Source organism: Epilithonimonas sp. 33E, from assembly GCF_059372615.1.
On record NZ_CM182009.1, the window covers coordinates 3,085,691 to 3,109,854 of the forward strand.

Sequence of the window (24,164 nt, forward strand, 5' to 3'; positions counted from 1 at the left end):
CAAAATAGCAAATTTATTTTTAAATCATGTTATAAAATTTAAAAAAACAAACATTCAGGATTGAAAAAATCAAAAACAATTACACCAATAAGATTAAAGTTTTGTGGAAAAATAAAAATATTTTCATCCAAATTGTTTTATAACTTTGATGAAAATATTATCTCCATTTTCCAACATGTATGCCTTATTAGACTGCAACAATTTTTTCGTATCCTGCGAAAGAACATTAGATTCTACGCTGGAGAATCAGCCTGTTGTGGTATTGTCCAACAATGACGGATGCGTGGTTTCAAGAAGCAATGAAGCTAAGGCTCTGGGAATTCCAATGGGAGCACCGGCGTTTAAATACAAAGATCTTTTTGCAGAACATCGGGTAAGAGTGTTCTCCGCAAAATTTGAACTTTATAATTTTTATAGCCAAGAGGTGATGAAAATAGCAAGCAAATATGTTATGAAACACGAGGTTTACAGTATTGATGAACTATTTTTAGATTTCCACGGTTTCAAATATTTTGACTTAGAAAAATATTGTATTGATATTAAAAATAAGATTAAAGTAGAGCTCAAAGGGCTTCCGGTAAGTATTGGCGTTGCACCGACAAAAACACTTTGTAAAATTGCGAATCATATTGTAAAAAAAGAGCCTATTAAATATTGTGAAGGTGTCTATATAATGGATTCTAAAGAAAAAATAGAAGCCGCATTGAAGGATCTGGATGTAGGAGATGTTTGGGGAATTGGCAGAAAACTGAGCGCAAAAATGATGGACAACGGCGTTTATAAAGCCTGGGATCTTCTACAAAAGCCGGAGATATGGATACGAAAAATAATGGGCATCCATGGTGTGAGAATGATTAATGAACTGAAGGGAATTCCTCAATTGGAACTCGATAAAGCTTCTCCAAAAAAGTCTATTGTCGTTAGCAGAAGTTTTATGAAAATGGTTACTAACAAAGAAGAAATCGCAGAACGTATCGAAACTTTCGCTATCTATTGTGCTGAGAAATTGAGGAAGCAAAATTCTTGCTGTAAAGTCATCAGTGTATTTATCCAAACCAACCGATTCCGAAAAGAACTAGGGGAATACAAGGACGGCTTTTCTATTGTTTTACCCAATCCCAGCAGTTCGTCTATTGTTTTGGCAAAGTACGCGAATTCGATCTTTGAGGCTATCTATAAAGAAGGATTCCACTATAAAAAAGCAGGCGTTATGGTTTCGGATTTTGTTCCTGATAACGAAAGACTGATTAACCTTTTTGAAAAAGATGTCGATTCCAAGCATATTCCTATTATGAAAGCGATTGATAAACTGAATTCAAAATATGGGAAAGATAAAATCAGATTAGGCGGAATGTCCGGAAAGAACACTTACGGCAGAGCCATTCTTTCACCGGAATATGAAGAATTTCTGAAAAATAATATATTGCCGGAAGCCAATTACAGATTTCATTAAAATAAAAAAAACTATCACATGTGTGATAGTTTTTGTTTTATACTATTTCAGAACTCAGGCCTTTGTCAAGCAATGCCTGATTCATAGGTTTAAGCTTTTCTAATGCTCCGGTTTTTACAGTACATTTTCCTTTGTAATGGACCAGGATCGTACATTGTTCCGCCTGTTCCAAAGTGTGTTCACAAATCTCGATGAGACACATGATTACAAAATCAAATGTATTGACATCATCATTATGAAGCACCAGCTTGTACACTTCATCCTCTTCTTCCAAAACCAATACTTCTTCCTCGTACTCGCGCTTTGGCTGATCGTAAGATTTGTTGTTATAGATTTTCATAATTATTGATTAACCTTCAGTGATTTCGTCTGTGATATCTTCTACCAAGGATTTGTTATAAAACAATTCTACCAATTCTACACTCTTATTTTGCATCTTAAGGATCTTAAAATGATAAGGCCCGTAATCGAATTCCTGATTTTCTTCCGGAATATCCTGTAATTCATTTAAGATAAAACCGGCCAATGTGTTATATTCTCCTTCTTCGGAAGGTGGGATTTTTTTGGGAAGACACTCGTTGATTTCTTCCAAAGGCTGCGTTGCTTTTACCCAATAGGTATTATCTCCAACTTTATCAACGATCTTATCCTCTTCATCTTCCTCATCCTGGATCTCGCCGACTAACTCTTCCAAAATATCTTCCAGCGTAATGATTCCCTCTGTTCCACCGAATTCATCAATAACAATTGCCATATGCTGTTTTTTGAACTGGAATACTTTTAACAAGTCCGAAATCTTTTTACTTCCAACAACGAAGAATGCTTCTCTCATCAAGCCTCTCAGATCCTCGTGAGTTAGTTCACCTTTACTTTTGATGTATTCTCTGATAATTTCTTTCGTATAAAAAATCCCTACAATATTATCAATCGAACCTTCATAAACCGGAATACGCGAATAACCGCTATCCATAATCTGAGAAATAATTTCTTCCTTGTCATCCTCAATATCGATAGAAGAAATATTTTGTCTCGTGATCATAATTTGCTTGGCATTATGATCTGTAAAATCAAATGCATTCTTGATGATCTCATAATTTTCCTCTTCGATTTCTCCACTGTCTGCGGATTGTTTTACCAACAACTGCAATTCTTCTGTAGAGTGAATATCGTGTTCCGAAGCCGGATGTATTTTGATAATTCTTAAAAATCCGTTAGATAATGAATTCATCAACCAAATAAATGGACGGAAGACATTATAAAATAGATGCAAAGGATATGCAATGAACAAGGTTGTAGATTCCGATTTTCTAATCGCAATCGATTTTGGAACTAATTCTCCAAATACAATGTGCATCACTGTAATCAACAAGAAGCTGCAAACAACTGAAATAGTTGTAACCGTAGTTTGAGCCAACTCAATATTCAATGAATGAAAAATGGATTCTATAATATGATGCAGAGCACTCTCTCCTACCCAACCAAGGGCAAGTGATGCCAACGTAATTCCTAACTGGGTTGCTGACAGATAAGCATCAAGATTTTTGATAATATTTTCGGCTTGTTTTGCCATTGTGTTCCCTTCTGCAGCTTTGAGCTGGATCTGGGAGTATCGTACTTTAACGATTGAGAATTCGGCGGCTACGAAAAAGCCATTCAGAAGAACTAAAAATAATGCAATGAGAAGTTTGACTAAACTATCGGGGTCCATGTAATGTTGTTATACAATCTGCACAAAGATAGATAATTTTTTTAATATCAATTATGATGTTGAGCATAAGAATTGGAGTTATCAAGAGCTGCGAATATTTGGTTTGATAGTGTCGCTCTTACGGAACTCCGCTTCAACCGTTCTATTTTCTACAGTCATTTCACTTGAAATCACATTTCCATCAGGCTTAAAATAATAAAAAGCACTGAAGTTTGACCTCCAATGCTTTTTATAACTAACTACTAACTTTAACTTATCTTTATTAACTGTTCTTAAGCGCTTCTGCTCCGGAAACAATTTCTAATATTTCGTTGGTGATGGCTGCCTGTCTTGCTTTGTTGTAGAAAATCTTAAGATCATTTCTAAGTGCCTCTGCATTATCGGTCGCCTTGTGCATCGCTGTCATCCTTGCACCGTGTTCTGATGCTACGGAATCCAAAACAGCTTTGAATATCTGAGTTTTAATTGATTTCGGAATCAATGTTTCCAAAATTTCTTGTCTTCCTGGTTCGAAGATGTAATCTACATTAACGTCTGAACCTGCTTTCTCTGCAGAAACTGCAATTGGTAAAACCTGTTCAGTTACAACTTCCTGAGTTGCCGCGTTGATGAACTTATTGTAAACAACGTAAACTTTGTCAAACTTTCCGGCTTTGAAATCTGACATCACTTTACTTGTCATATTTGAAACGTGGTCGAAAGAAAGATTGTCAAACAAAGAACTGTGGTTTTCGTAAACAGTTTTGTTTTTTCTAAGTGCATCAAAAGCTTTCTTACCGATGGTTAAAACTTCTACTTCTACATTTTCGTTAGCAGAGAACTGAGTGTTCAATTCTTTGATAACAGAAGAGTTGAAAGCTCCAGCCAAACCTCTGTTGGAAGTCACCGTAATGAAAAGCACTTTTTTAACTTCTCTTTCTATAGCGAATTCTGAGATGTTCTCAGCATCAGAAGCAGCACTTACGTTCTCTATAATCTCCTGAAGTTTTTCTGAGTAAGGTCTCAGCATTACGATTGCGTCTTGTGCTTTCTTCAGTTTCGCCGCGGAAACCATTTTCATAGCACTTGTAATCTGCATCGTTGAAGATATAGATGAAATCCTGCCTCGTATTTCTTTTAAGTTTGCCATATTATTTTTAGTTGTTGGTTGTCGGTTGTTGGTTGTTAGTTTTAGAAAATTCTGTCAACTATCAACCAAAAACCATCAACTAATTTTTAATTATATTTCGCAGAAAGTTCTGTTGCAACTTGCTTTAAAACACCAGTTAATTGGTCATCAATTTTACCGGCTTTTAGAGCTGCCATCACTTCCGGATGTTTGTTTCTCAAGAAATCCACATATTCTACCTGGAATTCCTTTACCTTTCTGATTGGGATATTTCTCAATAGGTTCTCAGTTCCTGCATAGATCATCGCCACTTGGCTTTCTACCGGAAGTGGAGAGTTCACCGGCTGCTTCAAAAGTTCCACGTTTCTTTCCCCTTTCGAAATCACTGCCAATGTAGCAGCATCCAGGTCAGAACCAAACTTCGCAAACGCTTCCAATTCTTTATATTGAGCCTGGTCTAATTTCAAGGTACCAGACACTTTTTTCATTGATTTGATCTGAGCATTACCTCCAACTCTCGATACAGAGATACCAACGTTGATCGCAGGACGAACCCCTGAGTTGAACAAGTCAGACTCCAGGAAGATCTGTCCGTCTGTAATAGAAATTACGTTGGTCGGAATATATGCAGAAACGTCACCAGCCTGAGTTTCGATGATTGGAAGTGCTGTTAATGAACCACCACCTTTCACGATTGGCTTAAGAGATTCTGGCAAATCGTTCATTTGTTTTGCGATAGAATCATCAGCAATTACTTTCGCTGCTCTTTCCAACAATCTTGAGTGCAAGTAGAAAACGTCTCCTGGATAAGCCTCACGGCCTGGTGGTCTTCTCAATAGAAGAGAAAGCTCACGGTAAGCAACCGCCTGTTTTGATAAATCATCATAAACGATCAAAGCAGCACGACCAGTGTCTCTGAAGTATTCTCCGATAGAAGCACCTGCCATCGCAGAATAAACCTGCATTGGAACCGGGTCAGAAGCGTTAGCAGCAACAATTACTGTATAAGCCAAAGCTCCTTTATCTTCTAACGTTTTAACGATTTGTGCTACAGTTGAAGCTTTTTGTCCAATTGCAACATATATACAATATACCGGCTGACCAGCATCATAAAATTCTTTTTGATTGATAATGGTGTCAATAGCAACAACTGTCTTACCAGTTTGTCTGTCGCCAATAATCAACTCTCTTTGTCCTCTTCCTACAGGAATCATAGAATCGATAGCAACGATACCAGTCTGAAGCGGTTCAGTTACAGGCTGACGGAAGATAACTCCCGGCGCTTTTCTTTCCAAAGGCATCTCGTAAAGTTCACCTTCGATAGGTCCTTTTCCATCGATTGGATTTCCCAGAGTATCAACAACTCTACCAAGCATTCCTTCTCCAACTTTGATAGAAGAGATTCTGTTAGTTCTTTTTACAGTATCGCCTTCTTTTACCATTTTGGATTCACCAAGAAGTGCCACACCTACGTTATCTTCTTCAAGGTTAAGAACGATACCTTCTACTCCAGCTTCGAATCTTACCAATTCTCCGTACTGCACATTTTCTAAACCGTAAACACGAGCGATACCATCACCGATAGTAAGTACAGTTCCAACTTCTTCTACGTTAGATTGAGTATCGAAATTTGCTAATTGCTGCTTCAGTATCGCTGATACTTCTGCCGGATTTATTTCTGCCATTATATGGTTGTTTTTTCTTAATTAAGTTGAAATTCTTTTTTGATATTGTTCAGTTTTGTTTTAACTGAAGCATCGATTTGCTGGTCACCTACTCTCAGAATGTAACCTCCGAGAATTTCCGGTTTGATAATCGTTTCCAAATCGTAGTTAGAAACATTTATCATATTAGAATCAGCAATGATTTTCTGAATATTTTGCTCTGACAATTTTGTAGCTGTAACCAAAGAGATACGTTGCGTTCCTTTGATGTCTTCTACTTTATTGATGAATTCCTGAGCAATATTTTTAAGCTGAGATTCTCTGCCTTGTCTGATGACTAATCTGATGATATTTTGGGAAACCGAAGAAAAATTCTTAAAAATTTCCAAAGCTACAGCATCTTTTTTTCTGGCATCAATGAAAGGCGTGTTAAGAAATTGATTCAATTCCTTAGATTCAGACATAATTTTAACAACGTCCTTCATCTCAGCGAAAACCGATTCTGTATTACCGGATTCCTGTGTGAAATCCAATAAACCTTGTGCGTATCTTTTAGCTACTTTAGATGTCAGCATCCTGATTAGTTAAGGTTAGATTTGTTTAAAATATTTTCTACCAAAGTATTGTGCGCACCATCGTTATTCAATTTCTCTCTCAAGATATTTTCAGCGATGTTAACAGACAAAGTACCGATCTGATTTTTGATGTCAGCCATAGCCGCATTCTTTTCCGTTTGGATAGATTGTCTGGCTGCCTCAATCATTTTCTCGCCTTCAGCTTTTGCACTGTCTTTAGCTTCATTAACGATTTTATCCTTCATTTCTCTCGCTTCTTTCAAGATACCGTCTCTTTCAGCTCTTGCTTCGCGTAGGATTCTTTCGTTATCTTCTTTCAACTGAGCCATCTCTTGTTTAGCTAATTTTGCCTGATTAAGCGCATCAATGATAGATGTTTCTCTCTCATCGATAGATTTAAGAATTGGTTTCCAGGCAAACTTTCCTAAGATGAAAAGCAATACCAGGAAAATGATGGACTGAATAATAAATAATCCTGATGAAAACTGATGAAGTAATTCCATTATATAGTGAGATTAATTTTTTAAAATTTTTAAATTTAAACATTGTTGCAGCCAACCGCTACAACAATGTTTTAAGTTTTGTTTGGCTTATGATGCGAATAACGCAGCGAAAGCAACACCTTCTACTAGTGCAGCAGCAATAAGCATAGCAGTTTGGATTTTTCCAGATTGTTCTGGTTGTCTAGCGATTGCTTCAAGAGCAGCCGCACCAATTTTTCCAAGACCGATACCTACACCTAGTACAATAAGACCTGCACCAATAATTCTAGGGATTTCCATAATATATAATTTAAAAAATTGTTTTTTTTCTAATTTTAATTAATGAGCGTGGTCATGCTCGTGCTCTTCCACAGCCATACCGATAAACAAAGCCGAAAGCATTGTAAAGATATAAGCCTGCAAAAACGCTACTAATACTTCCAATAAATAGATTACCAATGTCAGGAATGGAAACGCAACACCTGCAATCCAGTTTTTGAAAATGTAAATTGAACCAATCAAAGTCATTACAACGATGTGACCAGCTGTCATATTTGCAAAAAGACGAATCATTAATGCAAATGGCTTAGTCAATGTTCCTAACAATTCAATCGGCAACATAATAAACTTCATTGGAACAGGAACGCCCGGCATCCAGAAGATGTGTTTCCAATAATCTTTTGACCCGGAAAAAGTCGTAATCAGATAAGTCATAATAGCCAGGAAGAATGTAATCGCAATATTACCGGTTACATTAATTCCAAAAGGCATCAAACCTAGAACATTCAGGAACAAGATGAAGAAAAATACCGTTAAAAGATACCCCATAAATCTCTTATACTTGTGTCCGATGTTAGGAATCGCAATATCATCTCTTACGAAAATAATGATTGGCTCCAGAAATTTAGCAACACCTGAAGGAATCAATGACTTTTTATAAGATCTTGCCATTCCACCGAACAGAACAATCATCAAAACCGCCACTAAGAAAATCACCAAAACACTTTTAGTAATAGACAAGTCCAAGACTCTTTTTTCAGTTGGGTGATGAGCTTCGTCTAATGTAATCGTTCCTTTAGAATCTGTTCTGTAGATTTTTTCGTGGTGAAGTGTATAGAATTTACCATTGCTTTCTACCGGAGAACCGTGGATAAACTCATGACCATCCACACCCTTTGTATTACTCATAAAGAAATGAAATCCTTCATCATAAATAATCACCGGCAATGGAAATCCGATGTGATGACCATCCTTATCTACCATAATCGCCACGTCGTGAGCATCCAAAATGTGATGATCCACAAACTCTTTGACTTCTTTGGTTGCTTTGTCTTTTTCAGAAAGTTCAGAAGTTTCAGTTACAGGTTTACCGTGTTGATTTTCAACATTTTCGTGCTGAGCAAAAGCGCTTGCAAACATCAATAAACTGTAAAATAAAATTGCCGTTTTCTTTAGCATCGGTAGATTTTTTTTTCGTTTTGCAAAAATAGACTATTTTTTTTCTTTTGAAGAATATTTTTACTGTTTTTTGTCATAATTAATTAACCGAATTGCATAGTATGTAAGCAACGCTGTCAGAACAAAATACGGAATGATAAAATGGAACTTGTAGCCTGGGATTTCCTCGAAATGAAGCTTATTTTTTATCAGATACATCATCCCGAATTTCACCAGAATCAGCCCTATCACCGCCAACCCGAGGAATTGTGGAATGATTTTGTTAATAAGAACAATCAATGTTATCATCATCATAAAGATAATTGCGAGGAACAGATAAAACTTGATGATAACCACTTCGTCAAGATGAAATGCAAATTTCCAGATTGCGAAATGTATAATAAATGTGAGAAAAAATATCACACTGATAATAAGGTTACTTTTGTTTTGCATTGTCCTGTTCTTCTTTATTTAAAATTTCGAGTCTCTTCAAGGTTGTGTATAATGAGAGACAAAGTCCGCCGAGACCAATCACTAAAACCAAAACATTGGAGCCTGTTTCAAAATACAAATCCAACTGATGTCCGCCCCAAAAAGCAATTCCAATGATGAACAGCATCTGAAAAACAACAGACGAATACTTTCCATATTTTCTAAGGGAATCGGAGGCGTTATTTTTTTTGTCTTCCAATTTTTGATTTTTGCAAAAGTAATGAAAGTATTTTATCTTATTCTTATTGTAGATTTTAACACAAAGTGCACAAAGATTTCTTTTGAAATTATTGAAAATATTTTAGGTTCACAAAGGCGCTTTGCTTATAAAAGAAGTATAATTGTAAAATCTAGTTTGTCATTCCGTAATCTCGACAGCTAAGTTTAGATTGACTCCGTCGAACCACTTCGTTAGGTTTCCTACGGAATGACAATATTGTATTTAATGCTAAATGTTGTTTTTACCTAGAATCTGCAGCCCGACTTGAGCGGAAATCCTTTTTTGCTTGGACTTAGGTTCTATTTAGATTGAAAGCTTGTGCAAAAAAGATTGGGAGCGGAAGGCGGATTAGCTGCCCAAATAAAATAAACGATGACTGATAAGTGATGATTGATAATTCTAGAGTATGATTCTGTAACTTTCGTTTAAATTTTCTTATTTTTGCAACCTTAAATATCTTATTAAAGTTATGTTTAACAGTTTACAAGACAAGCTAGATAAAGCGCTTCATAATATTTCCGGACGTGGAAAAATCACGGAAATCAACGTTGCAGAAACGGTAAAGGAAATCCGAAGAGCATTGGTGGATGCCGATGTAAATTATAAAGTTGCCAAAGACCTTACAAAAAGAGTTCAGGATAAAGCGATTGGTGAAAACGTTTTGACATCACTAACGCCGGGACAATTGATGACGAAAATTGTTCATGACGAATTGGTGGATCTGATGGGTGGTTCACAAGAGGGGATCAACCTTTCCGGAAAACCTACTGTGATTTTGATTGCCGGTCTTCAAGGTTCTGGTAAAACGACTTTCTCAGGAAAATTAGCCAACTATCTGAAACAAAAAAGAAGTAAAAAACCACTTTTGGTAGCTTGTGATGTTTATAGACCTGCGGCGATCGACCAGTTGAAAGTTCTGGGAACTCAAATCAATATTGAAGTTTATACTGAAATCGACAATAAAAATCCTGTTGCGATTGCTGAGAATGCAATTAATCATGCCAAGTCGAAAGGCTTTGACACGATTATCGTGGATACGGCTGGTCGTTTGGCGATTGATGAGCAAATGATGAACGAAATCAAGTCTGTTCATCAAACCATTAAACCAACTGAGACACTATTCGTTGTAGATTCGATGACAGGACAAGATGCTGTGAATACAGCAAAAGCCTTCAATGACACTTTGAATTTCGACGGTGTTGTTTTGACCAAATTGGATGGTGATACTCGTGGGGGAGCTGCGTTGACAATCCGCTCCGTAGTTGAAAAGCCAATCAAATTTATCTCTACCGGAGAAAAAATGGAAGCGCTTGACCTTTTCTACCCGGAAAGGATGGCGGACAGGATTCTCGGCATGGGCGACGTTGTCTCCTTAGTAGAAAGAGCTCAGGAACAATTTGATGAGGAGGAAGCAAAAAAGCTACACAAGAAAATTGCTAAGAATGAATTTGGTTTCGATGACTTTTTGAAACAAATCAACCAAATTAAGAAAATGGGTAATATGAAGGACTTGATGGGAATGATTCCTGGTGTTGGGAAAGCGATTAAAGATGTAGATATCAATGATGATGCTTTCAAACATATCGAAGCTATCATCCACTCGATGACACCGGAAGAGAGAAGAAGACCTTCTATTATTAATATGCCTAGAAAACAAAGAATCGCCAAGGGTTCCGGAAGAAAGTTGGAAGATGTGAATGCGTTAATGAAACAATTTGATCAAATGGGCAAAATGATGAAAATGATGCAAGGCCCTCAAGGAAAACAAATGATGCAGATGATGAGCAAAATGCCGAATATGCCTGGAATGGGTGGTGGATTGTTTGGGAAGTAAACCAATAATAATAAATAAAAAAAAATACAGCGAAGTAAGTGTTACTTCGCTGTATTTTTTTATGTTAATACTTTACCCAAACTTCTATTGCATCATCATTACCTTCAACCCCATCTATATTTTTATCATTAACCTGAATTTTTAAATTAGTATTAGAATACTCGTTCAAATTAATTATTTTGGACTTTTCGGTATTATTATCTTGATATTTCAGAGTAAGTTTACCAGCTAAATAATCAAAATTCCAAGTACCACTGATATTTTCGATATAATCACAGACATTATTAATTATACCGCTATTTTTGTAAGATCCCTGAAGATCTTTTTGAATAATAATTCTATCATCTGTATCACATCCTTTCACATCATAATTTTTACCCCGAAATTCATAATGGCTAATTTTCCAATTTCCGGATATATCTACTGGCTTTGTATCTTCTACCGTATCATCTTTGCAGGAAAATGATAAAACTGCGGCAAAAAGTAAAAAAACTATTTTTTTCATGTTACAAATATAATAATTAATTACTATCTATTTTTAAGTAGCAACCACTGAGACTTTTTAATAGTATTTCCATTATTATTAAACGAAAAAACAACCCAATATGTATCAGAAGGTAGTGGATTTTTATTAAAATCTTTTCCGTCCCACTGAAATGAATCTGTATGTTGATACACCTCAAAGCCCTGCCTGTCGTATACATTCAATTTTACATTTTCGAAATCTTTTAATACAGAATAGTCCCAATTATCGTTAACTCCATCTCCATTCGGAGAAAAAGCATTAGGCAACATTATATCCTGAGTTCCCGGGTCAACCGGTGGACGAAGCAAGAGTACTTCTTTTATTATTGAACAAGTTCCATTATCTATCAGCAAAAATACTTTGGATAGAGAAGTCAGATATTCTTCCTTATCATCTTTTATCTCTGCGCTTGTTTGGCCTTCAGCATCTTGATATGATGGATAAAACCTGAAAGTTTCTCCGTTATAATTATTAATAATCGTTGACAAGTCATAATAATAATTATCATCCATCTGATGTTTGTAAGGTAAAATTCCGTCTTTAATATCGGCAATTGGATTTGGAAGCGGCTGATATGTCACTTTAACTATTTCATAATAACCGTCAGTTGCCGTAAGTTTGTAAACAAACCTATCCTGAGACAGGGAGCTTTTATTAATTACAGTTTCAATATTTTCATTAATAACCTTACTTGTCCCATTTAGCGGTTGAGTTATTATTTCTAATTTTGAAGGCACATGTGATCCGGATTGAAATAATGCTTTTACACTGAACGGTGAGCAAACTTTACCCGCATCAATTTCAAAAATGTTATAAGGACAATCTACAACATTGACACTCGGAGTTGAAAATGTAAACCCTGGATAAGAAACTACACAATTATAAGTTCCTGGTTGAGTGGGTTGATAAACCGAACTCGTAGCTCCAATAATATTTACCCCATTTCTTTTCCATTGGAATCCCTCAAAATCAACATTGCTTAAACTTAGAAATACTCCTTCCTGTATACAAGCACCATTCACATTTATATAAGGATCATTTGAAAACCCCGTATAACTGCTTCCATATCCGGAATACATAAAACCTCCAAGTACGTCAATCATGAGAGATTGATCTGAGCTGATTTCAACATTTCCTTTTATTAAAGGTATACTGAAATATTTCCAATCCTCTTTTCCTACAATTTCCGAATATGATGTTAGTGTATTACCATTTAGTTTTATAGTTGCGGATTTAGGTGATTTTATATTCAATTTAGTCTCTGTTGATTTTGCACCAATCTTTTCTATATAGGGTATAACTATTGTATTGTTATGAGATTGGCTAGGTAACGATGAATAATCTTTGTCTAATGGATAAGAAAAAGTCATCCCACTTGAGGAATAGGTCTGATTGAAGCCGGGTCCCCTTACTAAATTTTGAAAACCTCCGATCATCTGATAAAGATATATCGGTTCTGATGCTTTAATATACATCGCTGTTGTAGGAATTATTTTGCTCTCAGCATTTTTAAATGATGGCTGACTACTATCAACAAATTTATGCGTGCCATAGGGTCCGATAAAATATTCGCCCTTGTTTAAAGTAACGTAAGAATTAATTTCATTATTAAAATATAACTTCGTATTATCTTTGGTTGCTACAACAAGGATTTTTTCCATAACCCCTTTTTCTGACTTTGTCATACCATTAACCATGAAATATTCTTTACCCAATTTTTCAATAGGGACAGATTGATCCATATTAGCATTTCCACCGCTTTCACCTATATCCTGACTGGCTATATTACCATTACTTACAACAATTGGTTTATCTGATGTTATTAATGAACCAATCGGATTGGGATCATTATCATCTAATATTGGTGGATTACTAATGTTATTCTCTTTTTTTAAAGCTAAAAAAATAAAGCTTTGTCCCTTGTTAAGTGTCACATTGATTTCATCGTCAGTTCTTCCATCCGAAAACTTCAATCGTTTATCATAATTACTAAATTTAATATGAGTATTATCCTGAGTTGCCATAACAGATGTCTGGTAGTTCTTATCCTTTGCAGAATTACCATAAAGAACATTTTTGTCATTAACTAAAAAAAACTCTTTACCTAAGGCAGATTTTCCTTTTGAAGCAAATATTTCACTGATGCAACCTGCACGAGCTGAACAGCCTGCTATCCTGAGGCTCGCAAAAAAACTGTATTGTCCTGACAGATGAAATCCCATCTCTACAGGAGTCATTGTCCGCCTGACAACTCCAGTATCAATCATAGAATCATCATTGATAAAATATGACACCGGATTATCTTTAGAAACAATAACCTGGTCAATTAAAGTATTATTATTATAAATATTAACAGGGAAAGGATTACTTCTATCTGTAGATATATACAAATAGGTTTCTTCCATAACAATATCTTCACCTCTGTAATAAGGGGGAAACCAGTGTTCCAAATCTAGCTGAGCAAACATTGATATATTACTCAAAAATAAAACACCGAACAAAAAACGACATATAATACTCATCCGCAACAAAAAAAGGACTACTAAAAGTAGCCCTTTTTTTTAAGATACACAAAATATTAGTGAATATCCCAGAATAATTTTGTTACTGCCTTGTCGCCTCCAATTTTAGAAGCTGCGGCTCTAACATTTGTACCATTCAATACATATTCCTGATCAGAGTATGGCATTCTTACCGGTACACCTTCTATTTTAGAGTTTGGTGGATTTACAAAAGTCGGGTAATCTAACCTTCTTGAGAAATTCCAAGCTGCGAAAGGTTTATTGAATAATGATACCCAAGCTTGCGTTCCAATAGACTTCTTCCAGTTGGTTGCATCAAAAGGATTAGCAAGAACATAAGTGTTAGCTTCCGCCTCCAATACACCATTTTCCTTTAAAGAAGCTTTAAGTGCTGCATTGTAGAAATCGCTTACGCTGCCTCCGGCATTATAACCTCTGGCAGCAGCTTCTGCTTTCATAAACAATACCTCTGTATAACCTAATAATACTGCAGGAGCATTTTTGGCCTTAGCATAGAAATTCATATGAGTTCTTGATCCAAATGGATTTTTAGATCCAAATGTTCCTCCTTTGTAATATTCGAAACCAACATAACTATTTTTGTCTGGTTTAACGTTAGGATCGTTCAGCTGGATAGTAATATCATTTCCTGAAATCGCAGTAACTTTACCATAGTAGAATTTAGCTTCTTCAGCATTCTCTCCACCCGGAATGTATGAATATACTCTCTTACCTACACTTACAGTCGGCACTTCATCAACAGTAATCGTCTGCAAAGAAGAAGTTGTTACTTCATCCTCAACCAATGCATTAGAAAGGTTTTCTGCAAAATAAGCGTGTCTTCTAGGATCATTTGTTGCATCCATAGTAGTAACAGCCAAAATAGTAGGAACAAAGTCGTTTCTTCCCGAAGCAACTAGATCATCATATATTGGATTTGTAAATGTTCCCTTATCAAAAATAAATGTATATGATTCATTTTCTGAAGCCAATACACCGCTAGCTATTGCAGATTCAGCAGCAGCTTTGGAAACTGTAGGATCAACATCCGCCAAGTTAAGAGCCAGTCTCAATTTAACCGAATTAGCAAAATGTTTCCATTTAGTCATATCTCCAGCATAAATAAGATCTCCATCTCCATAACCAGAACTTGATACGTCAATTTTAGCAATTGCTGCATCTAATCTCTTTAATAAATCTGTATAGATTGTTTTAGCATCATCATATTTCGGAGCAAACTGTCCTTCATCTGCATTAAGCGCATTGAAGTAAGGTACATCACCATATGTATCTACAATATTTTCCCAAACAAACAATTGAGATATCTCTAATGTTGCCCATTTGTTATTTTGCATTGCAGGTGTATTTGATTCTGTAGCAAGATTTTTCTTAGCTTGTTCAAAATTATTCAAAGAATAAACATACATCCTGTTCCAGTTATTACGAGGCTGGTTTCTTGTAACCAGATCATAATTGGTTTCATCGATATAAGTTGTTTCTGCCCATTGCTGTACAAAAAATCTATAGTTATTAAAATTTACACTTCCTGTGTGCATATAATAAGAAGACTGATATTGTCCGGTAGCAAGTAAACTTTTTGACTGAAGTACACTTGGATGTTTCGGGTCTTCATTTAATGAGGTCAAGTCGCGCTCACATGATGTAAGACTAAATGTTGCCAGAACCCCAGCGATTAATATATTTGAAAACTTTTTCATTTTTTTAATTTTAGAATTTAAATGTTACATTAACACCTATATCACGTGTTGTTGGTAAAGAACCAATAGAATATCCATAAGAGTTAATTCCTCCTCCTACTTGAGCTTCCGGATCAGCAAAAGGTAAATTTTTATGAATGATCCATAAGTTTCTTCCTACAATTGAAATTTTAGCATCGTGGATTGAAGTACCTGTCAATAATGACTTAGGTAAAGTATATCCGATACTTGCTTCTCTTAGTTTTACAAAAGACCCGTCATAAACAAATCTCTTTGCTGGCATATATTGGTATCCATCCAATGATCCAAAAGATTCCGGATCAACAGTTACAGTTGTATTGACCTGGCCATTAGGATTTACACCCGGCCATATAGTACCACTTTCTCTGTAGTTTTCAGTACCTTCATAAAGACCAGTTGCCAAACCATAGTATTGGTCAAGAGAGAATACATCTCCTCCTTTTCTTACATCAATAAGGAAGCTAAGAGAGAATCCTTTGTAATTGATTGTGTTTCTTACACCTCCAATCCAATCCGGAGTTGTATTACCGATTACCTGATTTCCTTGTCTTAAATATCTACCAGTTGTTGGATTTACTACAGGCTGTCCATTTAGATATACATAATCCGATCCGATGATGGTACCCCAAGCTTCTCCTTCTCTAGCATTTAATGACACCCCACCTTGGAAACTGTTCAATAAGATATTACTTACGTCACTAACGCTATTATGAAGCAATGAAACGACTTCGTTTGTATTCTTAGACCAGTTAGCGTTAATATTCCATGAGAAATCGGTCGTTTTTATTGGTACTAGACCCAACTGTACTTCATATCCTGTATTATCAATTCTTCCGGCATTTATTGATGCATTAATCAAACCTGCTGCAGTAGAAATTGGAAGGTTAATAATTTGGTTCGTAGTTTTTGTCTTATAATAAGCAAAATCCAAAGTAATTCTGTCTTTCAAGAAATGAGCTTCAGTACCGATTTCAAATTCTTTTGATTTCTGTGGTTTCAAATCTGGGTTCGGCAATGTTGTTTGTGAACCATAGATCATCTCTGAACTATTATAATGAGCTACACTCCTATAATATTGATTAAGCATATACTGAGAAGCTGTACTTCCTACTTCAGCATAATTTGCTCTAATTTTCCAGAAATTTAACCAAGGAGCTTTAATTAACTCCGATGCAATGAATGAACCGGTTACTGATGGATAATTATAAACATTGTTTGCTTTAGGCAAAGTTGAACTTTGGTCAATTCTCCAAGTAGCATCTAAATAAAAAGTCTTATAAAAGTCGAATGAGGCAGTCGCGTATCCACTATTGGTCTGTGTTGTATATACATTTTCATCAGACGTTAAAATTGGTAATGCAGAATTTCCTAATGCATATACATGCGGAACAACCAATCCTCCTTCTGTTGAATTGTAGATTGAATTATAATAATTTCTTCTGATATTCCCTCCAACTATACCACTTACATTGATATCTGAAGTGATATCAAATTTATAATTAGCATACAAATCATAGTTGGTTTCTGTCTGAGTAATATCCTGTCTTGCATAACCGGAACCAACATCTTTACCTGAATTTCCAAAAGCTTGTGCTAGTGAACCAACAGCAAGTCTGTTTTCAATCATCAGATTGATTCTGTCCTGCGATACTTTACCTGTAACTGAAAAATTCTTAGCAATATCATAAGTTAATTGTCCATAGCTAAAAGATCTTGTTCTTTTATCTGAAGAATAATTCTCATAAGCTGCAAAATACGGGTTATTCCAGAAAATTGGTCTGTGGTCACTTGAATCAACCATGTTCCAAGTCACGTTACCATAATTGTTGAATTGCGAAGGATTTTTTACATTATTAAAGTAAGCATCCCTTTGTGCCAGAATATCAACATTGGTTTGCCACCATTGTCTAAAGCCGCCAATCGTATTATCAGAATATCCTGTGATATTACGTCCTCTTGTATCCTGCAATGTCAATGTAGAGAAAAATGAACTATGCAACTTATCAGTTAGGTCATAATTGATTTTTAAAGAGAAGTTATTTTTATTAATGTGAGAGTTTGGCATTAAACCATCAGACATCATATTCTCATATGTAAAAGCAATGTTTTTCCCTTTTTGTCCTTTTTCCAGACTGATGCTATTTACATAAGTAACAGGATTATTAAAAAATTTAATCGGTCCATTTTTAGCAGCAACCCAAGGTGTTGCTTTACCATAATTTGGAGATGTTGGATCAAAAGCATCCCATTGATATACTAACAAGTTTGGATCAAACTGAGGTCCCCAAGATGCATCTTCTGCAAAATTTGCATAATAATGTCCATCCGGTGCCGGATCTTCTGTATAAAATGAAGGATCATATCCACCTCCATATTTGCTTTGGTATTTAGGGAATGTGCTTTTATCTATAAAGCCACTTTGAATTGATGAAGACAAAGTAACTCCCCAAGAGCCATCATCTTTACCTTTTCCATTCTTAGTAACAATTACGATAACACCATTCAGACCTCTTTCTCCATAAAGTGCAGAAGCTGCAGCTCCTTTTAATACGTTGATGGATTCAATATTGTCCTGATTGATATCTGATAAAGCATTACCATAGTCAATATTAGCTCCAAAAGTGGTATTATTATTAACAGGAGACCCATCAATTACAATTAAAGGATTTCCTCCTCCCAGAGTTTTAACACCTCTTATCAAAAGATTGGCAGAACCACCGAAATTGTTGGTCGTTGTTACATTAAGACCAGCAATTTTACCTGATAACTGGGATGCAATATTCCCTGTGTTCGTTGTACCATCAGATAAAGCATCTGCCTTAATCTCCTGAGAAGCATAACCCAAAGATTTTTTTTCTCTTTTGATACCTAAAGCCGTTACTACTACGCCTTCGATATCTTGCGTCTTTGCAGTATCTTGTACCTTTTGTGCAGAAACTACTGCAAAAGATGACGAAAGAACTACTGCCAACACGCTTGTTGTTAATTTTTTCATATCAAATCAAATTTTTCAATAAACAAAAATGCAAAACATTATTAACATATGCAATATAGAACGTTAAGAAATGTTAAATATTATTAGATAAATAACAAAAAATAAACTATGCTTTACATATTTAGTTCCAATGTTTAACTTAGAAATCTTTATATATCAGCATCTGATAACAATTGTTAAACAAAAAAAATCATGCTTAAAAATAATTTAAGCATGATTTTTTTTGTTTAACAGGATATTATTTATCTAGAAACTTAACTAAAGTTATTAAATCTTCTTCATTGGAAAAATTAATTTTATTTGATTTTATAAAATTTTCAAAATCCTTTTTATCTAAGTTAAATTCTGTGGCAAAATCTTTTGATTTCTTTGGAAACTTTATGAAATTATCTCCATATTGAATTAAGTATAGGTCCTTCTCCTTAGCAAAATAATCATTAGCATCCTTGCTATAAGCATTTGGACTCTTTTCCCCCTTTAACAGCTCTACTTTTTCTCTTTTAAACAATTTATATTTATTACCGTCGAATAATAAAACCAAATATCCAAATTTACTTTTCCCATCAACATTATAATTAACAGTTTTATATGTCTTTTTCAATGAAGGAAATATAATTTTGAGTTCATTTTCCTTAGTGGTATAATATGTGTCGTTTTTATCCTGAAACTCCATCTCATCTTCGTACGCATTGTATCTAAGATTTTGTACATTCTTACTGTAACCTTCTATATTTACTTTATCAAATTGTTTTCCATTAGGATATGGTGTTCCATCTATGATATATTCTTTTGTGGACGGTCGGTTTGCTCTGGTAAAAAAATTTCCTGTTGAAAAAGACACATTTTCATTTCCAACTTGAGCAAACACTAAAGTTTGTGTTAACAAAAATATAACGAAGCTTATTTTTTTCATATGTTAAAACTAATTATTAACAAATATATAAAATATCAAGCATGTTTAAAACAAAAGCCTCCAATTTTGGAGGCTTTTATCATTATAATTATAATTTATTAATTATCATATCCTGGGTTAGAAACTACTGGTGTGCCAGCTATATCCGTTTCTCCTCTAGGAATAGGAAAAGCGTTCATTCTTGGGTCTGTAGATGCAGTGGATGGTCTTGGCACTGTATCTCCCCATCTTCTTAAATCCCATTGACGCAAGCCTTCACCCAATAGTTCCTTCATTCTTTCTGCTTTAAGCATAGTCATCGTAACTGAAGTTGCTGCAGGTAATCCTCTATTTGTTACAATTTGATTATAATAATTTAATGCTTTTGCAGGATCTCCTCCAGGTTGAAGTTCAGCTTCTACACCATTTAATAATACCTCTTCATAACGTAACATTTTAATATTATCAGCACCTGTTGCATTAGTATACTTACCTGGTCTATTATTTACAGAAAGATACCTAATACCTCCTGATACTGTTACTAGAGCTTTTCTGATGTCATTTGCCGTATAAGAATCATATGCTGTTTGAGAAACTACGATATTTGCATAACCGTTCTGACTTAGTCTTTGTCTATAAGATCCTGTGGACAATGACGCATTAGTCCCAACTGCTAATTCAAATATAGAATTAGGGGCAGCTCCATTCATTACAAACTGAAAGGATGTCTGAAATAACCCTGAAGCTACGACGTTAAACGTACTGCTAGTGCCAGAAGCATATGCAACAATATCATTAGTTAGACTTCTTACTTTTGCATAATCACCTTTATAAAGATAGAATCTTGACATTAGGCCCTTAAGAGCATAAATAGATAATTCTGTTTTTGTGCTTGCCGAAAAATAAGATGTCCCTGCGGTCATAAGTTCAAGAGCCTTTGTAAAGTCTTTATCAATTTGAGCCTCTGTTTCAGCAATCGTAGACCTAGCTATTAAGGCTTTAGGATCATACTTTAAAGGCATTACAATCCCTAAAGTTCCATTAGGGATATACTTTTGACCATATAATCTAAAAGCATCAAAAAAAGCAATTGCTCTTAATCCGTATGCTTGACCTTGTGCAAATGTAGCTGTAGCTTTATCTGCAGAAGTGCCACTTATTGAATTTAAGTCTGTGTTGATGACAATATTGGCCTTACCAACCGCTTCATATATTCTGTTATATGTATTAACTGCATATGTATCATTGGACAATTGAGAATAGTTATACACATTGGTGTAATATCCACCTTGGAGTGTACTAAGCATTTCATCAGAGCGAACCTCAGCATAAGCTAAAAAATCCGCACCATAGTAAGATGTATTTCTCATGGAGGTATAAATACCTCTCACAAAAGATTGCATTTCCTGAGTAGAGGTTAATGGTGCCTGCTCTACTTCTTGGAAAAATTGTCTCTCTACAAAATCATCAGAGCAAGATACTGTTGACAATCCAACTAATAAAGAAAATATTCCTGTTTTTATTATTCTATTCATTTTTTTAATTTTTAAAAGCTAATATTAACACCAAATAGATAAGTTTTCAATATTGGCAAAGATAAGTTAGTATAACCTGATACATTAACTTCAGGGTCAAATTTCAGTCTGTCATCGAACCTGTGAGTCCAAGCGTTGTTGGCCATCACGTAGATTTGTACAGAATTAAGGCCTGAACCATTTAAGAATTCAGAATTAAAGGTATATCCTAGCCTTGCATTACTTAATCTGATATAGTCAGAATCATACAAAAATCTGGTAGAAGCTTGATTCGATCGTTTATTTCCTCCAGAAATAGGTTTTGGATTAGATGCATTAGTATTAGTAGGAGTCCAATAATCACCATAAACATCTCCATACCCCGGATATGTAGCAGAATACTGTCCATCGCTCCAAGTATATGCTGCCCAGTCATCATAGATTTTTCCTCCAAACCCATATGTAAACTGAAGATCCAAAGCAAAACCTTTGTAAGATAAACTAGTGTTTGCCCCTCCAAATAATGTACTTAAGAAAGATCCCTGAGCTGCTTGCTGAGCCTTGGAATAATCATTCGTAGTCTCACCATCCTTTCCGTTAATAAACCATAGTGGATCTCCATTACTAGGATCCACTCCCGCCCATTTTCTCAAGTAGAAAGTACGCACCCCTTCTCCAACTCTAACAGTAGTCGTTGCATTATTAATTGTACTACCATACAATTCAGTAATTTCATTATGTAAAGTCGACAGATTAGCTCCTATATTCCAATTGAATGTATCTCTTGTTCCTCTGAAAATATCTGCATTGACAGAAAATTCAAATCCTCTGTTTACCAGTGATCCAATATTATCTACCATTACACCGTAAGTGTAAACACCAGTAGATTCATTATAGATTACACCCCCTTGAGAAGGTGATAAAGGCAAATTATAAATCAGATCGCTGGTCTTTTTATTATAATACTCTGCCGTGATTTTTAAGCGATCATTAAAGAAACCTAAATCTAAACCAACGTTTAATGGCTTTACAGTTTCCCAAGAAAGGTTAGGATTGAGAATATTGTAGTATTGTGCCGCAGCAGTATCATTATAATTCAAATTATAGGCATACAATGCATATGGATTGGCGGTAACCTGGTTTCCTAATTTACCATAAGATCCTCTAAATTTCATCATGGAGATGGCATCAATATCTTTTAAGAAATTAATTCTTGCTAAATCAAACCCAACACCCACAGACCAGAAATTACCAGCTTTTTTACCTGGCAAGAACTGAGACAGAACATCCCTTCTGTAAGATCCATCGACTAGGAATAATTTATCATAATCATAATGCCCGGTAACTGCATATCCATATCTGGAAGAAATTGTTTTCTTTCCTTCAAATCCGTATGGCACTACAAAGTTAGAAAGAGTTTCAAGCACAGGAGAACCAACGGTAATACCTGTTGATCTTAAAAACTTACGGTCAGTTTTATAAGCCTCTTGGATTAATGATACCCCGATATTATGAAGATCAAATTTTTTGCTGTAGTCTAAGATATTCTGTACGTTAAAATTAAAATATCTATTTACAGAAGTTCTTTGATAACCTCCATAATTAACACCATCACCATGCACCGGATTCCAATAAGTATCTTCCTCAACATTCACATACTCCGGAGAAAATACTAATCTATAGGTAAGATTATCAAGGATTTTGTACTCCGCATTTAAGTTCGCAAATGCTCTAAGCGTACCAGCCTGAACATAGTTTTTTTCCAATAGATATCCCGGGTTAAACTGGCTATTACTTAATCGCAAGGTAGTTGGATTCCAATACCAAGAACCATCAGGGTTTTTAGCTTGATCAGTGGGCCTATTAAAATATTGTGCTAGAATTGGATTAGAGAAAGCTCCTCCATCCGTCAATGTTCTTGTCTTACCATGAGAAATCTGAAAATCAGAACTAATCTTAAGTTTATCTGTTGCTTGGTATGTTAATTTAGTTGTATAAGACAATCTTTTGAAAAAAGAATTCTTTATGATGCTATTTTGATCAAACATGTTTGCTGATGCATAATAAGTAAACTTATCATTTCCGCCAGACATATTGAAATCTGCATTCTGTTGGTAGCCATCTTTTCTTACAACATCTTCCCAATCAGTACTATAAGGTGATTTAAAAATATTAGCATAAGTTGTTCCAGCAGCTCCGCCTGCAATCTGCTCGATCGTATAATTAGGATTAGTTGTACCATTATTAAGCATATCCCTCAAATACTCCTTGTATTCCTGTCCAGTGAAAGCTCTGTTACCACTTACAGCTTGCTGATTAAACCCCGTATTAAAAGATAAATTAAACTTAGCTTTTCCTTTTCTTCCGGATTTTGTAGTAATAACAATAACACCAGCTCCTGCATCAGCACCATATACCGCTGTTGAGACAGCATCTTTTAAAACTGTTATACTTTCAACATCGTCAGGATTCAAGTTTGCTAAAACGTTTGCAGTTGTATTTGCAGTTGTAAGGTCACCACTTGCAATTCGTACTCCATCAACAATATAGATTGGTGAAGTAACCCCATTAATAGAGGAAACCCCTCTAACTCTCACATTTGCAAAGCCTCCTGGCTGACCAGAAGCCGAGCCCGTTTGTACACCAGTAACCCTCCCCTGAAGCATTTTGTCGACAGATGCAACCGGGACATCTTCTATAGACTTAGCCGTCATAGTACTTGTTGAGCCTGTAAGTTCTTGCACTGTTTTTTTCTGACCAAAACCAACAATAACAACCTCTTCAATATTGGCTGTCTTTGTTGAGTCAGTTCTTTGAGCAAAAAGTGCTTGGCCCGTAAAAAAAAGCACACCAGCACTTAAAACCTTTAATTTCACATTCATATTAACAATTTTTAATATTCAAACTGCAAATATGTTAATTTTATTTTAATTTGGAAATTAAAATTCGATTAAAATTCAATTAAAATTCATACAATGAGATTATTTTAACTAAAAATTAAAC

Annotated in this window: 19 protein-coding genes; 2 read left to right on the forward strand and 17 right to left on the reverse strand. The window is 35.2% G+C overall.

The annotated features are described in order from the left end of the window. Positions 1 to 148 precede the first annotated feature (148 nt). Complete coding sequence (locus tag AC5P2S_RS14110; protein ID WP_494555322.1) at positions 149 to 1,453, forward strand: Y-family DNA polymerase; 1,305 nt, start codon at positions 149 to 151, stop codon at positions 1,451 to 1,453. A 37-nt stretch (positions 1,454 to 1,490) separates the two neighbouring features. Here AC5P2S_RS14110 and AC5P2S_RS14115 read toward each other — a convergent pair whose 3' ends face one another. From AC5P2S_RS14115 to AC5P2S_RS14160, 10 genes are all read right to left on the reverse strand, one after another. After that, positions 1,491 to 1,793, reverse strand: a complete 303-nt coding sequence (locus AC5P2S_RS14115) for an ATP-dependent Clp protease adaptor ClpS (protein ID WP_494555323.1) — start codon at positions 1,791 to 1,793, stop codon at positions 1,491 to 1,493. A gap of 9 nt (positions 1,794 to 1,802) precedes the next feature. Further along, complete coding sequence (locus AC5P2S_RS14120; RefSeq protein ID WP_120212681.1) at positions 1,803 to 3,161, reverse strand: hemolysin family protein; 1,359 nt, start codon at positions 3,159 to 3,161, stop codon at positions 1,803 to 1,805. Positions 3,162 to 3,423: 262 nt separating this feature from the next. Beyond that, positions 3,424 to 4,290: an ATP synthase F1 subunit gamma gene (atpG, locus tag AC5P2S_RS14125; RefSeq protein ID WP_120212680.1), complete on the reverse strand. Its 867-nt coding sequence runs from the start codon at positions 4,288 to 4,290 to the stop codon at positions 3,424 to 3,426. 86 nt (positions 4,291 to 4,376) lie between these two features. After that, a complete protein-coding gene (gene atpA, locus AC5P2S_RS14130; protein WP_283417145.1) occupies positions 4,377 to 5,954 on the reverse strand; it encodes a F0F1 ATP synthase subunit alpha in 1,578 nt (525 codons plus the stop codon). 17 nt (positions 5,955 to 5,971) lie between these two features. Then, positions 5,972 to 6,508 carry an ATP synthase F1 subunit delta gene (atpH, locus tag AC5P2S_RS14135; protein WP_283417144.1) on the reverse strand — a complete coding sequence of 179 codons (537 nt, stop codon included), beginning with the start codon at positions 6,506 to 6,508 and terminating at the stop codon, positions 5,972 to 5,974. Positions 6,509 to 6,513: 5 nt separating this feature from the next. Beyond that, on the reverse strand, positions 6,514 to 7,011 hold the full coding sequence (locus AC5P2S_RS14140; protein ID WP_494555324.1) for a F0F1 ATP synthase subunit B: 498 nt from the start codon (positions 7,009 to 7,011) through the stop codon (positions 6,514 to 6,516). An 87-nt stretch (positions 7,012 to 7,098) separates the two neighbouring features. Beyond that, positions 7,099 to 7,290, reverse strand: coding sequence for an ATP synthase F0 subunit C (gene atpE / locus AC5P2S_RS14145; RefSeq protein ID WP_027384648.1), 192 nt, complete (start codon positions 7,288 to 7,290; stop codon positions 7,099 to 7,101). Positions 7,291 to 7,329: 39 nt separating this feature from the next. Next, positions 7,330 to 8,448, reverse strand: a complete 1,119-nt coding sequence (atpB, locus tag AC5P2S_RS14150; RefSeq protein WP_494555325.1) for a F0F1 ATP synthase subunit A — start codon at positions 8,446 to 8,448, stop codon at positions 7,330 to 7,332. A gap of 60 nt (positions 8,449 to 8,508) precedes the next feature. After that, a complete protein-coding gene (locus AC5P2S_RS14155) occupies positions 8,509 to 8,880 on the reverse strand; it encodes a hypothetical protein (protein WP_494555326.1) in 372 nt (123 codons plus the stop codon). After that, on the reverse strand, positions 8,864 to 9,118 hold the full coding sequence (locus tag AC5P2S_RS14160) for an AtpZ/AtpI family protein (RefSeq protein WP_283417140.1): 255 nt from the start codon (positions 9,116 to 9,118) through the stop codon (positions 8,864 to 8,866). Before AC5P2S_RS14160 ends, AC5P2S_RS14155 begins: the two co-directional genes overlap by 17 nt. Before the next feature lie 490 nt (positions 9,119 to 9,608). Between AC5P2S_RS14160 and ffh the strand changes: the two genes are divergently transcribed. Continuing rightward, positions 9,609 to 10,973, forward strand: a complete 1,365-nt coding sequence (ffh, locus tag AC5P2S_RS14165) for a signal recognition particle protein (RefSeq protein ID WP_494555327.1) — start codon at positions 9,609 to 9,611, stop codon at positions 10,971 to 10,973. A gap of 64 nt (positions 10,974 to 11,037) precedes the next feature. On the opposite strand, the gene AC5P2S_RS14170 is transcribed toward ffh, so the two are convergent. The 7 genes from AC5P2S_RS14170 to AC5P2S_RS14200 all read right to left on the reverse strand — a co-directional run bounded on the left by AC5P2S_RS14170 (position 11,038) and on the right by AC5P2S_RS14200 (position 24,043). Next, positions 11,038 to 11,478, reverse strand: coding sequence for a lipocalin-like domain-containing protein (locus AC5P2S_RS14170; protein ID WP_494555328.1), 441 nt, complete (start codon positions 11,476 to 11,478; stop codon positions 11,038 to 11,040). A gap of 23 nt (positions 11,479 to 11,501) precedes the next feature. Then, complete coding sequence (locus AC5P2S_RS14175; RefSeq protein ID WP_494555329.1) at positions 11,502 to 13,967, reverse strand: T9SS type B sorting domain-containing protein; 2,466 nt, start codon at positions 13,965 to 13,967, stop codon at positions 11,502 to 11,504. Positions 13,968 to 14,077: 110 nt separating this feature from the next. Beyond that, positions 14,078 to 15,739, reverse strand: coding sequence for a SusD/RagB family nutrient-binding outer membrane lipoprotein (locus tag AC5P2S_RS14180; protein ID WP_494555330.1), 1,662 nt, complete (start codon positions 15,737 to 15,739; stop codon positions 14,078 to 14,080). A gap of 10 nt (positions 15,740 to 15,749) precedes the next feature. After that, complete coding sequence (locus tag AC5P2S_RS14185; protein WP_494555331.1) at positions 15,750 to 18,755, reverse strand: SusC/RagA family TonB-linked outer membrane protein; 3,006 nt, start codon at positions 18,753 to 18,755, stop codon at positions 15,750 to 15,752. 238 nt (positions 18,756 to 18,993) lie between these two features. After that, entirely contained in the window at positions 18,994 to 19,668 is a 675-nt protein-coding gene (locus AC5P2S_RS14190; RefSeq protein WP_494555332.1) for a hypothetical protein, read from the reverse strand. A gap of 98 nt (positions 19,669 to 19,766) precedes the next feature. Next, positions 19,767 to 21,182, reverse strand: coding sequence for a RagB/SusD family nutrient uptake outer membrane protein (locus tag AC5P2S_RS14195; RefSeq protein WP_494555333.1), 1,416 nt, complete (start codon positions 21,180 to 21,182; stop codon positions 19,767 to 19,769). A gap of 11 nt (positions 21,183 to 21,193) precedes the next feature. Then, on the reverse strand, positions 21,194 to 24,043 hold the full coding sequence (locus AC5P2S_RS14200; protein ID WP_494555334.1) for a SusC/RagA family TonB-linked outer membrane protein: 2,850 nt from the start codon (positions 24,041 to 24,043) through the stop codon (positions 21,194 to 21,196). Positions 24,044 to 24,164: the final 121 nt, after the last annotated feature.